The organism is Chryseobacterium sp. Marseille-Q3244 (assembly GCF_940807095.1).
In the GTDB taxonomy this organism is placed as follows: domain Bacteria; phylum Bacteroidota; class Bacteroidia; order Flavobacteriales; family Weeksellaceae; genus Chryseobacterium.
The window spans coordinates 43,468-57,496 of record NZ_CALNWX010000009.1; the positions used below are offsets into that span (position 1 = coordinate 43,468).

The 14,029-nt window shown below is 36.5% G+C and carries 15 protein-coding genes; 9 read left to right on the forward strand and 6 right to left on the reverse strand.

The window, feature by feature from the left end:
• Nucleotides 1-61: 61 nt before the first annotated feature.
• From NBX25_RS16270 to NBX25_RS16280, 3 genes are all read left to right on the forward strand, one after another.
• Entirely contained in the window at nt 62-889 is an 828-nt protein-coding gene (locus NBX25_RS16270) for a hypothetical protein (RefSeq protein ID WP_250254389.1), read from the forward strand.
• Between the two features lie 165 nt (nt 890-1,054).
• The gene (gene yiaA, locus NBX25_RS16275; protein WP_065392731.1) at nt 1,055-1,447 is read left to right on the forward strand and encodes an inner membrane protein YiaA; all 393 of its coding nucleotides are present in this window, start codon (nt 1,055-1,057) and stop codon (nt 1,445-1,447) included.
• Between the two features lie 148 nt (nt 1,448-1,595).
• On the forward strand, nt 1,596-3,272 hold the full coding sequence (locus tag NBX25_RS16280; RefSeq protein WP_250254390.1) for a BspA family leucine-rich repeat surface protein: 1,677 nt from the start codon (nt 1,596-1,598) through the stop codon (nt 3,270-3,272).
• 57 nt (nt 3,273-3,329) lie between these two features.
• On the opposite strand, the gene purE is transcribed toward NBX25_RS16280, so the two are convergent.
• A complete protein-coding gene (gene purE, locus NBX25_RS16285) occupies nt 3,330-3,833 on the reverse strand; it encodes a 5-(carboxyamino)imidazole ribonucleotide mutase (RefSeq protein WP_123910708.1) in 504 nt (167 codons plus the stop codon).
• A gap of 252 nt (nt 3,834-4,085) precedes the next feature.
• Here purE and NBX25_RS16290 point away from each other — a divergent pair, with 252 nt between their 5' ends.
• A complete protein-coding gene (locus NBX25_RS16290; protein ID WP_123910707.1) occupies nt 4,086-4,994 on the forward strand; it encodes a DMT family transporter in 909 nt (302 codons plus the stop codon).
• An 82-nt stretch (nt 4,995-5,076) separates the two neighbouring features.
• On the opposite strand, the gene NBX25_RS16295 is transcribed toward NBX25_RS16290, so the two are convergent.
• A complete protein-coding gene (locus tag NBX25_RS16295) occupies nt 5,077-5,997 on the reverse strand; it encodes an alpha/beta hydrolase (RefSeq protein WP_250254391.1) in 921 nt (306 codons plus the stop codon).
• Nucleotides 5,998-6,236: 239 nt separating this feature from the next.
• Here NBX25_RS16295 and NBX25_RS16300 point away from each other — a divergent pair, with 239 nt between their 5' ends.
• The 3 genes from NBX25_RS16300 to NBX25_RS16310 all read left to right on the forward strand — a co-directional run bounded on the left by NBX25_RS16300 (nt 6,237) and on the right by NBX25_RS16310 (nt 9,760).
• Nucleotides 6,237-6,800: a hypothetical protein gene (locus NBX25_RS16300; protein WP_123910705.1), complete on the forward strand. Its 564-nt coding sequence runs from the start codon at nt 6,237-6,239 to the stop codon at nt 6,798-6,800.
• 6 nt (nt 6,801-6,806) lie between these two features.
• A complete protein-coding gene (locus tag NBX25_RS16305; protein ID WP_123910704.1) occupies nt 6,807-8,930 on the forward strand; it encodes a cation:proton antiporter in 2,124 nt (707 codons plus the stop codon).
• A gap of 158 nt (nt 8,931-9,088) precedes the next feature.
• Nucleotides 9,089-9,760 carry an SH3 domain-containing protein gene (locus tag NBX25_RS16310; RefSeq protein ID WP_250254392.1) on the forward strand — a complete coding sequence of 224 codons (672 nt, stop codon included), beginning with the start codon at nt 9,089-9,091 and terminating at the stop codon, nt 9,758-9,760.
• Nucleotides 9,761-9,883: 123 nt separating this feature from the next.
• Here NBX25_RS16310 and NBX25_RS16315 read toward each other — a convergent pair whose 3' ends face one another.
• Both NBX25_RS16315 and NBX25_RS16320 read right to left on the reverse strand, forming a co-directional pair.
• Nucleotides 9,884-10,996, reverse strand: coding sequence for a 5-(carboxyamino)imidazole ribonucleotide synthase (locus tag NBX25_RS16315; protein ID WP_123910702.1), 1,113 nt, complete (start codon nt 10,994-10,996; stop codon nt 9,884-9,886).
• Nucleotides 10,997-11,020: 24 nt separating this feature from the next.
• Entirely contained in the window at nt 11,021-11,572 is a 552-nt protein-coding gene (locus NBX25_RS16320; RefSeq protein WP_123910701.1) for a DUF1543 domain-containing protein, read from the reverse strand.
• 97 nt (nt 11,573-11,669) lie between these two features.
• On the opposite strand from NBX25_RS16320, the gene NBX25_RS16325 reads away from it, so the two are divergent.
• A complete protein-coding gene (locus tag NBX25_RS16325; RefSeq protein WP_123318315.1) occupies nt 11,670-12,500 on the forward strand; it encodes a sulfite exporter TauE/SafE family protein in 831 nt (276 codons plus the stop codon).
• Nucleotides 12,500-12,883: a DUF1634 domain-containing protein gene (locus NBX25_RS16330; RefSeq protein WP_123910700.1), complete on the forward strand. Its 384-nt coding sequence runs from the start codon at nt 12,500-12,502 to the stop codon at nt 12,881-12,883. The genes NBX25_RS16325 and NBX25_RS16330 overlap by 1 nt, the downstream gene beginning before the upstream one ends.
• Here the strand turns inward: NBX25_RS16330 and gloA2 are convergent, their stop codons facing one another.
• The gene (gloA2, locus tag NBX25_RS16335) at nt 12,884-13,261 is read right to left on the reverse strand and encodes an SMU1112c/YaeR family gloxylase I-like metalloprotein (protein WP_250254393.1); all 378 of its coding nucleotides are present in this window, start codon (nt 13,259-13,261) and stop codon (nt 12,884-12,886) included. It lies immediately after the preceding gene.
• A gap of 27 nt (nt 13,262-13,288) precedes the next feature.
• A complete protein-coding gene (locus NBX25_RS16340; RefSeq protein WP_250254394.1) occupies nt 13,289-13,729 on the reverse strand; it encodes a nuclear transport factor 2 family protein in 441 nt (146 codons plus the stop codon).
• Between the last annotated feature and the right edge of the window lie 300 nt (nt 13,730-14,029).

The following is a 14,029-nucleotide window of genomic DNA, read 5'->3' on the forward strand; positions in this document are numbered from 1 at the left end:
GTGGGATTTTTTATTTTCTACCCTCTGAACATTTTCTATTTTTGAGTGCAAAAAATATACTATGAAAACTTACTTATTTCTGGGAGCCCTGAGCTCAGTCTTATTCTTTAGCAGCTGCAGCGGTGATGATGACACCCCCAATAATCCTGAAGCTCAAATATTCTTAAGTAAAGTCACAACTGTTAATTACGCTAACCCTTCTACCCCTAATACAAGTGTAGTATCATTTGATTATAACAACAAAAAACAATTAATCAAAGTTTCATCACAAGGCAGAGCAACAAGCTTTGAATATGATACTACCGGAAAACTTTCAAAAACAAATTACCATAATACGGATGGAACAATTGCTTATTATACATCCTGGATTTATAACGAAAATCAGCTAACTACAATTAAATCAATCTATCCAGACTCTAATAATAATACAACAAAGGTCTATACCTATAACAACGATAAAGTCACTGGTACTTCCCTTTGTTTTTCATTAAATTGTGTCATTCCATCTACTTCATCATATACTTACAGTGGTGATAATGTTTCAACAGAAATCTCATTCAGTGATAATATAGGAGGCTCATCTACTTTTAAAAGAGAGTTTTCCTACGATAACAAGATAAATCCTTATTCTCTTACCAATACATACTTTAGAACTTATTTAGCTGGCACACAATTTTTAAGTCAAAATAATTATACGTCAGAAAAAATAAGCCGTAAGGATAGTGAAGGGAATTGGATTCAGATTCAAAATATGACCTATGAAATTCAATATAATAGTTCTCAATTACCTTCTAAGGTCATAGGAAAAGAGGCTAATGGTAAGACCATGATAGAGTATAGTTACGAATATACCACTTTACAAAAACAATATACAACCTTTCCAGGCTAGAGACATTTTGCTTTTTCAAAAGCAGATTACCGACTTACATATAATAAAAACGGAGGATGAAGGTCATAGGCTTATCACTCCGTATTTTACCCATATTTTCTCGTAATAGTGATAATGTTAACAAAAAATGAATATATTTAGCTCTTTAAACAAAACATTAAATTCATGAAAAAACAAAGAGTATCAAATGCATTTGTCGCAGCCTCTTGGGTCGCATTGGGAGCAGGAATGATTGGTTATATCGTAGGTCTTGCAAGAGCAGAAATGCAGCTGAATGAGAAAGGTTACTATTTTACGATCTTATTATATGGTCTATTTGCTGTTGTTTCTTTACAGAAAGCTGTACGTGATAAATTAGAAAACATCCAGGTAACGGATATTTATTATGGAATCTGCTGGTTTGCTACCCTGTCCTCCATCGTATTATTGGCTATCGGGCTTTGGAATGCTACCATACTCCCAAGTGAAAAAGGATTTTATGCCTTCGCTTTCCTTCTGGCACTTTTTGGCGCTATTGCCGTTCAGAAGAATACCAGAGACAATATGCTTCAGGAATAATTCAAAAACTCTCCCTATGCCGGAGAGTTTTTTATTTTACACCAATTTCATACTATTCAAAGTATAAAAATACATCACCTGCTTACGGAGTATTAAAAAAATAAAGATTTATTTTATTTTAGCTATATTCATTTCACAAAATATTAATATGCATAAAAAATTTTTACCATTTCTGCTTTTTATTGCATTCTTTCAGATGATAAAAGCTCAAAATGAGTTTATCACAGTCTGGAAGCCAAGCCTTCCGCCATCTTCTTCTATAGGAATTCCGTATAATTCTAATGAAAATCAGATCTGGATGCCCGGGAAAGGAACCGATTACAACATCTATTGGGAAGAAATAGATTATCCAGCCCACAATGCTACAATATCGAATGTATCTTCCGATTATCAAATACTTATCGATTTTGGACACCCATTAAATCCTATTCCTTCGGATGCCACTTACCGGGTAAAAATAAGTAACGGGAATGGAAGTTTCAATCAAATACAATTTATGAATTCTCAGGCAGTCACCGGAAATCAACCTCTTGATATCGTAGGAGATTTATTTAAAATAATAAACGTTGAACAATGGGGAAGTATAAAATGGGCTTCCATGCAACAGGCATTTTATCGTTGTCAGAATCTCGATATTACGGCAACTGATACTCCTGATCTTTCTGAGGTAACCAATATGTCTCTCATGTTTTATTCCTGTCATAATCTGGTGGGAAACCCTACCATCAATAACTGGGATATCTCCCATGTTACCTCCTTGGCAGGAACCTTCAATGCATGCTACCTATTTAACCAGCCTATAGGAAACTGGAATACCTCAAATGTGACCTCAATGGGAACCACATTTCTAATGGCACAAAAATTCAATCAACCCATAGGAAACTGGGATACCTCTAAAGTGGCAACTACAACTTCCATGTTTTTATATGCTTCTGAATTTAATCAGCCTATTGGGAATTGGAATATGTCCAATAACCTTCAAATGGAACTGATGTTTGTCAATGCTGCAAAATTTAATCAACCCATAGGAAACTGGAATACCTCAAATGTTACTGATATGCACGCCATGTTCCAATTTGCCACAGATTTTAACCAGGACATCAATACCTGGAATACGGGTAATGTGAAATTGATGAGAGATATGTTTTTTATGGCTGAACAATTCAACAGTAATCTTTCAAACTGGAATGTAAGCAATGTAAAAGACATGTCCAATATGTTTAGCGGAGCAAAAAAATTCAATCAAAATATTGGCGGATGGGACGTAAGCTCTGTGAGAAACATGGTTGGTATGTTTAGTGATGCAGAAACTTTTAATCAAAATTTAGGGAACTGGAAACTCAATTCTTTACAAATAGCAACCAGCCTTATCAAAAATACGGCTATTAGCTGCCAGAACTACAACAGTACTCTTTATGGATGGAGTCAAAATCAATCAATATCTAATACTGTTAATATTTCACCTGTTTCACCTCTTGTTTATTCAACCCCACAAGCTGTTACAGCAAGAGACTATCTGATAAACTACAAAGGCTGGACGATCACGGGAGATACTTATAATCCGGAATGTGCATCTCAACTTGGAACTTCTGATATAAAAACAGATAATAAAACAGGTGTCTACCCTAATCCTGCAACAGATATCATTTATACGAAAAACACTCATGCCGATCGTTATACCATCCTGGATCCGGCTGGCAGAATTATTATTAAAGGAAGTCTGGTGAATGAACAAATCAATATTCAAGACTTAGCTCCTGGAAACTATATCTTACAGCTTCAATTGAAAGACAATACTCAATCTTTAAAATTCATTAAAAAATAGAAATAAGAAAGCCTCGCTGGGAAGTGAGGCTTTTTATATACTGAGTTCAGAGGTCAACTATTGATCAAAATGATTAGGATGCTGGGCTTTGATGTCTTCCACAGTCCCCAATACTTTATCTTTCAAAGAATCTTGATATTTTTGAAGTTTAGCAGCTACTTCTTCATTACCGCTTCCAATAATTTTAGCAGCTAAAATTCCGGCATTCAATGCTCCGTTTAACGCTACGGTTGCCACCGGAATTCCACCCGGCATCTGAAGAATTGAAAGTACAGAATCCCACCCGTCAATAGAATTGCTTGACAAAATTGGTACCCCAATTACAGGAAGTGTTGTACAGCTTGCCACCATTCCCGGAAGATGAGCTGCTCCTCCAGCTCCGGCAACAATCACTTTCAGTCCTCTTTCCTGAGCTGTTTTTGCATAATCAAACATCCTTTCCGGTGTTCTGTGCGCTGAAACTACAGTCAATTCATAAGGAATATCCAAACTTTTAAGGAAATTTGCAGCCTGTTCCATGATCGGCAGATCACTCTGACTGCCCATAATAATACCTACCATCTTCAATTTTTATTAGATGCTCAAAGATAAAAAATTAAATTTTAAAGCTGGAAGTTAGCAGACTGGAAAGCTGGAAATTTATTTCCGAACAATATAATACCTATTCATTCATACTGCAATTTCTAAAAAACTGCTATAACTTCCATCTTCCGGACCTCCTCCCCTTTCATCTGTATCACAGAAAATCATCTCAACTGTACCCATCAGTATCATAAAAAAACAGCTACATTTGTTTGTTACACTTCATTTACTTTGAAAGATTATAAACTTATTTTCGCTGTTCTCACCGTTGCTTTTGTCTGGGGAACTACATTTTTAGCCATTCGTGTGGCTGTAGAAACCATCCCGGCATGGTTTGTAGCAGGAATCCGTCAGTTTTTAGCCTCCATCATTATGCTTATTGTTCTTCTTTCAAGAAAGGAATTCAAATGGATTGGCTGGAAAAGTTTGGGTTACCAGATTGTATTTGCCACCTTGATGTTAGTTATCGCTAACGGAATGACTACTGTTGCGGAAGAAACCGTATCAAGCAGTCTGGCATCACTTATTAGTGCCTGCTCTCCCATTCTCGTATTTTTGGGAAGTGTGGCCGTTGGGTTACAAAAATTCAGCATCCGGGCCTTTCTCGGTGTTCTATTATGCTTCAGTGGAATTCTTTTTATTTTCTGGGACGGCCTGCAGGATCTCGCCAACCCCGATTACAGAATGGGAATGATCTTCCTTTTTTGTGCCATTTCCGGATGGGCATCTGGAACAATTTTCACCAAGAAACTGAATATCCAAAGCGGAAATATCACCCTTAATCTGTTTTACCAGTTCCTGTTTGCAGGAATTGTTCAGATCATCCTGGCTTTCCTATTTTCAGAGAACTATAACTTCGGAAACTGGACCTTAAAAAGTATTTCAGCAATGTTATACCTATCTATTTTTGGTTCTGTAGCAGCTTTTTTTGCATTCCATTATGCTTTGACCAAAATCTCTCCGGTACAGGTTTCCATATTGGCTTATATCAATACCATTATTGCCATATTCCTGGGTTGGCTGATTATGGATGAACAGATCTCTTTCAAATTTATTCTGGCTGCTGCCTTAATTATTTGCGGAGTATTCATCATTAATTATAAACCGGAAATGTTTAAAAGGCAAAAGGTGACTGCATAAGATAATCAATGAGTATGAGAAAATGAATTCTTCTTTTTTCAATGGTCTTCAGTAAGGGTTCTATAATTGTTCAAACTATACATTATTTGTAGATTCCATTGATCTTTAACCAGTTTAAAAACAAATTTGTCCATTCACCCGTATTGGTATCTTTTTTACCCAATCCCCAGCCATGCCCTCCGGATTGAAACAAGTGTAATTCCGCAGAAACTTTATGGTCCTTCAAGGCCTGATACATAAGGATACTGTTTTCGACTGATGAAATAGGATCATCTTCAGACTGTGCCAGAAAGGTGATTGGAGTTTGTACTGTTACCTGCTTCTCAACAGAATATTTTATCTGATCTTTTGTCTCTGATGATTTTCCCAATAATGATTTAAAAGAATGGGTCTTATTATTAGGCGGAAGCATAGATACAACAGGATAAATCATTGCTGTAAAGTCTGGTCTGGCTGAAACTTGATCGATGGCATCCTGTAATGGATAGTATATTTTGTCAAAAGTAGAAGAAATATAACCCGCGAGGTGACCCCCTGCAGAAAAGCCCAAAACACCTAGCTTATCAGGATCAATTTTATATTTCTCTGCATTACTTCTGATGATTCGTAAGGCACGTTGAGCATCCTGAAAAGGGACTGATTCAGTTTCCCAACCTTCACCAGGCAGTCTGTATATCAATTCAAAAGCTGTAATCCCCTGTGATTTCAGCCACTCTCCTGTAGGATTGCCTTCGGAACCGGATTCAATATGGGCATATCCACCTCCACTTATTACCAAAACTGCAATTCCATTAGGGTCAGCAGGCTGATGAATAATCAATTTAGAGGTACTAATATTGGTAAAAGAACCTTTTGATGAAATAATTTCTCCTCCTTTTGGGCCGGGTCCATCCGGTATTTTTGTCCAAAGAGTAATGGTCGGCAAAACACCTGAAACTTCAGCGTTGTTCTGTGCGAAAGATAAATTTGAAAAAAGAAAGATAATCCAAAATGTATTTTTCATTTCCTTGAGCTTTACTTAACAATACCATAAGATGGATAGAATTCATGTCATCCTACCACCAAATTGTAACATTAAAAATAATACATATTGAGAAAAAAATCAAGAGATAAACAGAAGATTATTACCAATTTACAAAAAATATAGGATTCAGATTCCAACCTAAAAAATGAAAAAACACGGAAAGATCGATTTTCATATTCTTTGCATTTTTCTTATATTGTATACTCAACCTATACAACATGCTAAAAAACACATTTTTCATCCTTCTTGCTGCTTCTTTTATGCTGGTAAGCTGTGATTACAAGGAAAAAGAGAAGAACCTGACGGACAGGGAAAAACAATTATTGGAAAAAGAAAAAACGTTCGCCAAAAAAGAGTCTGAATACCAGTCGCTTTTAAAAATGAGAGATAGTATTTTTGCTAAAAAAGATTCTGTGGTCATTGCCACATGGCCTGCAGAAATCTCCGGCCCATGGAACGGAAAAGTAATCTGTACAGAATCCAATTGCAGTGATTATGCTGTAGGAGACCAGCGTACAGATCTTTGGGAGTTCGATAATGATTCTACCCAACCTGTTACCAAAATCATCAATAATAATAATCTGGTAAGACTTTATTCCGGTAAATTTGAGAATAATGAGATCAGGCTTTCTTTCAAAACAGATTCCACCGCTAAAAAGAATGTAGAAATGAGCGTTCTGCTTAATGATATTTCTGACAGCAAGATCAAGGGAACAAGAACCATTACTTCTGATGGCTGTACCGCTAAGTTCTCTGTTGAATTAGTACGTTCCACCAAATAAACACCTATGACTTTACTGAGTATACACAATCTAAGCCTTCCCATAGAGGATCCGGTACTGAAGTTCCTATTAGTACTGATTATCATCCTTGCGGCTCCCTTATTACTGAATAAAATTAAGGTTCCCCACCTTTTGGGCCTTATCATCGCCGGAGCTATTATTGGTCCTAATGGATTTAATGTATTATCCAGAGACAGCAGTATTGTAGTGACCGGAACTACCGGACTTCTTTACATTATGTTTTTAGCAGGATTGGAAATCGATATGGGAGATTTCAAAAAAAACAAATGGAAAAGTCTGGGGTATGGAGGATATGCATTTATCTTTCCATTTATCTTAGGATATCTGGGCGCTTATTATCTGCTGGATTTTTCAATGTTAACCTCTGTTTTGTTTGCCAGCCTGTTTTCTTCGCAGACTCTTATTACTTATCCTCTTATCAGTAAACTGGGAATTGCAAAAAACCAGGCGGTTAATATTACTGTGGGAGGAACGATGATTACAGACATTGCTACATTATTGGTATTGGCTGTAGTGGTTGGAATGGTTCAGGGAGATGTCGGCACCTCATTTTGGGTTAAATTATCTGTTTCTTTCATTCTTTTTGCCTTGATTGTCTTGATTCTATTTCCCATTATAGGACGTTGGTTTTTCAAAAAGGTAGAGGATAAAATTTCACAATATATTTTTGTATTGGTGATGATCTATCTGGCAGCTATGCTTGCTGAACTTGCCGGTGTAGAAGCTATTATCGGGGCTTTCTTTGCCGGATTGGCATTAAACAGGTTAATTCCTCACACTTCTTCTTTGATGAACAGGGTAGAATTTGTGGGAAATGCTATATTCATTCCTTTCTTTTTGATCAGCGTCGGAATGCTGATTGATTTTACCGTATTTTTCAAAAGTTTTGAAACCTTAAAAGTAGCTGCCATTATGTTGGTTGCATCCATCGGTGGTAAATATATCTCTGCAGTAATCACTCAAAAAACGTTTAAATTCACGAAGGAAGAGGGAAGACTTATTTTCGGGTTAAGTTCTGCTTCTGCCGCTGCAACGCTAGCCACAGTGATGGTAGGTTATAATATTATTCTTTCCGAAACTGAAACTGGAGAACCCATAAGATTATTGAATGAACATGTATTGAACGGAAGTATCTTATTGATTCTGATTTCGTGTACGATTTCATCATTTATTTCCATGTCCAGTGCTCAAAAAATTGCTGAAACAGATAATGAAGATACTGTTTCCGGAGACAGTCATGAGGAAGAAAATATCCTATTGGCTATTAACCATGAAGAAACTGTGGAGAGAATGGTGAACCTGGGAATCCTGATTAAGGCACATTCCAATACGGAAGATCTTTTTGCTTTAAATGTCATCAATGAAGATAAAAATGAATCATCTGTAAAAAATGCTGAAAAACTCCTTCATAAAGCCACCGATACGGCCGCTGCTGCAGACGTTAAATTACAGGCTCTTAAAAGATATGACAATGATGTTATCAATGGGGTAAACAACGTTATCAAGGAACAGAAAATTACTGATTTGATTATCGGATTAGAGGATGAGAAAGGATTCTCTCCTTCCTTTGTCTACAACCTTTATAACGGTTACCTTCAGAATGATGATGTTAACGTCTTGGTGTACCATGCTGCCCAGCCACTTTCTACAATTAAGAAATATGCTGTAATGATACCTGAGAATGCCCATAAAGAGGCAGGATTCTTCCATGCACTTTTAAGAGTTTGGAATATCGCCAGAAATTCCGGAGCTTCCGTTGTCTTTTATGCCCCTGAAAACATTCTGGATATCCTTCAAAAGATCATTAAAAAGGCTAATATAGAAGCTGAATTCATCATTATGAATACCTGGCAGGATGGTGAAAAAACAGCAGCTCAGCTGAAAGCTGATGAAGCCCTCATCATTCTGATGGCCAAACGGGGAATGCAATCTTATATTCCACGTATGAGGCTTATTCCAGAATTATTGAACAAATACTTGAATGATAATAATTATCTCTTGATTTTCCCATTCTCAGAATATGATAAAAACAATCTTGAAATACGTTCTGTAGGTAATCATGGAGATTTTGTGGAAATCGGAAATGTGATACAGAAAATATTTAAGTAAGAAAATTTTGAAGCTGCGGGCTGGAAGTTATTGAGTATTATAAACGATTAAGAGCTAATGCATTAATTATCTTAAGGATGTTAAGAAGCAATTACTCATCTGTCAGTAACTTCCAACTCCCAAGCTTTTTACCTATTTTTGTTCAAAATTAAAATTCATTGAAAACAAAGAAGATATTCCTTTTAACAGCCGCTTTAAGTGTACAATTATCATTTGCCCAGTTTGCAAAGGTTGTAGATAAAGAAGGCTATGTTAATGTAAGGGAAAATGCAGATGCAAAAAGTAATATCGTAGGAAAGGTGAATTCGGATGAGATCGTCTATATATTTGAGTCTGACCCGACGAATAAGAATTGGGCTAATGTAAGTAATGGTTACATCCATAGTTCAAGACTGAAATATATACAAACTTATCAGGCTGTTCCCCCCACTCTACGTGATGGAAATAAAGCAATTTTTAAATCAGGAAATATTAAAGTAAATATTGTTTCCGGAAAATTTAATTTTAAGGAAAATGAAAAAGACTTCACCTCAACATTATATGGTGATTTCTATAAAGAACAGCAAGTCTGGGGGCTGGATGGAATAATTCCTAAGACTCATTATCTTTCCATTACTGCGCAGGTTGGAGACAAGACCGTTCAAATTCCTGCCAAGGATATCGAAAACCTTTTCCAAGTCAATAATAAATCTACAAAATGTTATTATGATCGTGAGAATGATACTTTATATATTTCAATGCTCAATTCTGATGGTGCCGGTACTTATGTTGCCCTTTTTACCATAGAAAAAGGTGAATATAAAGGAAGAACATTGGAAATTCCTTTTTAAAGTTACCTCTCGCTGATCCAGTAGAGTTTGCATATTATTATGGAAAATCCGCGTGTAAAATATATAAAAATAAAAAGCAACTGTTTCAATACACAGTTGCTTTTTTATATTTTTAGAAGGTGATTATTCTGAAATCACTCTCACCATTCCCTTCACCATCACAAGCTTTTCCATAAGTTCTTCTCTGGAGTCTGCCAACACATTAATGTGTCCCATTTTTCTTCCCGGTTTGGTTTCTGTTTTTCCGTATAAATGAATGTAAGTTTCTGGTAATTTAAGAACCTCTTCCATTCCTTCATAGACCACCTTTCCAGCGTAGCCTTCTGCTCCTACCAGATTCAGCATTCCACTGTAGGTAATGGCATCCGTATCTGCCAAAGGAAGATTCTTCACTACACGGTACATCTGTTCAAACTGTGAATTCGTATTTCCTTCCTGGCTTTGATGTCCTGAATTGTGCAGTCTTGGAGCTGTTTCATTAACCCATACTTTCCCTTCTTTATCAAGGAATAGCTCAATGGCAAAAAGTCCCGGAGAGTTTACTGCGTTCAAAAACTTCTCAGTAATCGTATCAATCTGCTGTTGAACATCTTCAGTCAGAAGAACCGGACATACGTTGAAGTCCAAAAGATTAAGCTTTGGATCAGCCACCATTTCCGTTACCGGGAAAATATTTGTATCTCCTTTTTCATTGATAGCAACGATTACAGAAAGTTCTTTATCAATATCTACCAGGCTTTCAATCACTGAAGCTTCTTTCCACAGATGCTGATAATCATCTTCTGTTTTAATAACCTGTACTCCTTTTCCATCATATCCGCCTGTATTCATTTTCTGAACAAAAGGTAATGGCATCATGATCTTTTCATCACTGTTCCACACTACCTGAAATTCCGGGCTTGGAATATCGTGAGTTTTATAAAATTCCTTTTGGAGGATCTTTTGCTGTATGGTTTTGATGATACTGGCATTAGGAACCACTCTGATTCCCTGCTTTTCAAGTTCAGCCAACGCATCAGCATTTACGTGTTCTATTTCAATAGTTACCACCTCCTTATCTTTTCCAAAGTTCAGAACAGTATCGTAATCATTGAAATTTCCTTGCGTAAAATATGAGATATTGTGGCATGGTGCATCAGAAGCCGGATCCAGAGTATAAAACTCATCATCATACTTCAAAGCACTTTGTATCAACATTCTTCCCAGCTGTCCGCCTCCCAGAATTCCTATTTTCATTTTTTATTTTTATTAGATTTACGCTTATTGAATTTTATCAATTTTTAAATATCCCAGTCCCATAGAGTTCTCCTGATTTTCAGCATCCGATTTTGTAAGAACAATAGAATATTTTTCTTTCATAGCTTCCGGAAGAATATCACTCACATTAAAAATATCATCAATATCTACCCCATGCTTATCATCAATATGGCTTACTGCTCCTTCAAATCCCATAGTCTTATAGAATTCCGTTGCCTTTGCTCTTTTCACGATCTCTCCCATCGATTGTCCTACCATCAGGTGTTGTTCATGAAATTCTTCAAAAAAACCGGGCTTATATCCTCCCAAATTAAGAAAGAACAGTTGGTCTTCTGATGAAGATTCTCCTTTTTCAACGATCTTCACTTCATAGCCATCAGCAAATCTTACTTCCTGATAACAATCAAGGTGAATCTTTCCTTCCGCCTCCTTCCAAAAGGCTTTCATATCTGGAATCAAGTCCTTCAGACTTTCAGCAATTCCAAAAAACACGTCATGCTGCTCTATGTTTCTTCCTTTAGGAGTTGCCCCAAGGATCACATAAAATAATTTCATTTCATTTTTCATGCATACAAAAATACGTTAAATTTATCTTTTTCAAATGTTTGGCAGACTACTACAATAATTTTATATTTGTAACATTAATTGTAGTATGTCAGAAATCATCATACTCTTCTTTGGCGCCATTTCTGCGGGCCTATTAGGCTCACTTACAGGGCTTGGAGGAGGGGTTATCATTATTCCTTTATTAACGCTGGGATTCGGTGTTCCAATGCATTATGCTATCGGTGCATCACTCATTTCTGTGATCGGAACATCTTCCGGTGCAGCAGTTGCTTTTGTAAAAGAAGGCTTTACGAATATGAGAATCGGTATGTTTCTCGAAATTGCCACTACGGCTGGAGCTATTGTAGGGGCTTTAGTTTCTGGGATGCTTAATCCGAATACCATTGGAATTATTTTCGCAAGTATTCTTCTTTTAACGGTTATTTTAAACCTTAAAGGAAAACCTGACCATCAGGAACCTTTGATCCATGGAAGTCTGGAAGAGAAACTAAAACTTTACGGAACTTTTCCGGATAAAGGGATATTAAAAAATTACTCTGCAAGAAATACAGTTCCTGGATTTCTAATGATGATGTTTGCCGGAGCAATGTCCGGGCTTTTAGGTATTGGGTCTGGTGCATTAAAGGTATTGGCTATGGACAATATGATGAAACTGCCATTCAAAGTTTCTACAACCACCAGTAATTTTATGATTGGGGTAACGGCTGTTGCCAGTGCACTGATTTATTTCCAGCGAGGTGAAATTATTCCTGTAATTGCAGCTCCTGTACTGATAGGAGTAGTGATTGGAAGTTTTATAGGATCTAAAACCTTGATGGTATCCAAAACTAAAAAACTAAAGGTATTCTTTGCCATTGTGATTACAATCCTTTCGGTCTATATGATGTATAACGGTATCAACAAAAGCTTCAGATAATGAAAAAGAATTTTACAGATGTCGATCTGAACCGCTCCGTAGGAAATCTCCTGAGACTGGGTGTCATTCTGTCTGTGGCTACCTCACTCATCGGTTTTATCAAACTTTTTACCGAAGGTTTTGAAATGCCTAAAAAATATACCAGCCTTGTAGTGGGAACTTCTTCTGAGAAGGTCTGGAGCCATTTTTGGGACTCTTTATGCAAAGGGGAAGGAATGGCTATTATTCAACTGGGAATTCTTTTATTGATCGTCACTCCGCTGATGAGAATTATCTTCGCTCTAATAGGCTATTTAAAGGAAAAAGATTACATATATGTATTCATTTCCTCCATTGTTTTAGCGATTATGGCGGTTAGTTTTTTTGCAGGTTACGCCCACTAATTACATTTCATAAAACTCCAACGGCAGCTGGTCCGGGTCCTGGGTAAAGAAAAATTCTTTTCCTGTGAACTCATCAATACGGATCTCCTCACAGTTGAGTCCTTTCTCTATCAATTCATTTCGTTTTTCCGTTACATTTTCTACAGAAAAAGCAAGATGTCTCAACCCACAGGCTTCAGGACGTGAAGGACGTGCAGGTGGATTCGGAAAAGAGAACAGCTCAATGACATAATGCTCTCCAATAGCCAAATCAAGTTTATAAGATTGTCTTTCTTCACGATAGACTTCACGGACAACCTGTAATCCTAAAACCTCCGTATAAAATTGCTTTGATGTTTTGTAGTCTGAGCCAATAATGGCAATATGATGGATTTTCATTTTTTTTCCTGAATAATTAAAATTCTATTATTTTATTTCTTTACACTGATCCTTTCTTCTGGTATCAATAACATATTGAATTTTCCATTCACCATTTTGTTTCACCAATTGAAAACTATTGGCCCCGCAATGGGATAATTTCCCTTTCAGATAAAAGCTATAAGGCGTAAATACACTTGCCAGATGCCCATCTGTATGCACAGCTTCTATCGTAATTCTTTCATCCAGATCACCCTTTGTAAACTTAGAAACACTTGCTATGAAGTCCTGTAGATTATCACTTTTCACCATACCCTCTTTTGTAATGGTCTGCATCATGGCATTGTCAGCAAAGGCTGTTTTTACAAGCTCAGAATCAGCATTTTTCATGCCAAGAAACAGACTGCGGATAGGTTTCTCAATTTCCTGATACTGTTGTCCGAAACAGAAGCTGCTGAATACGAAAAGAATTGCTGCTATTTTATTCATAAGAAACAGGTTTAGATAACTAAAATAGGTAAAATAAAATTTAGTGGCTATATACAATTTTACATCACTGTCATTGACTACGTCGAATCTTCGATTTCTGACGAAGGAAGAATCTCATAATATCGCTTAGATTCTTCATTTCACTTCTGAACTACGTTCGCAGATCTTCAATCTGTATTCAGAATGATAGAGTCATAGTAATAATAAGATAACCGCATTAGTGTAAAATTGTATATAATTACCTAAAATTTAAATTGGTTATGAGAATTTAAAATTCATTTTTCTTAAATTGTAACAAAA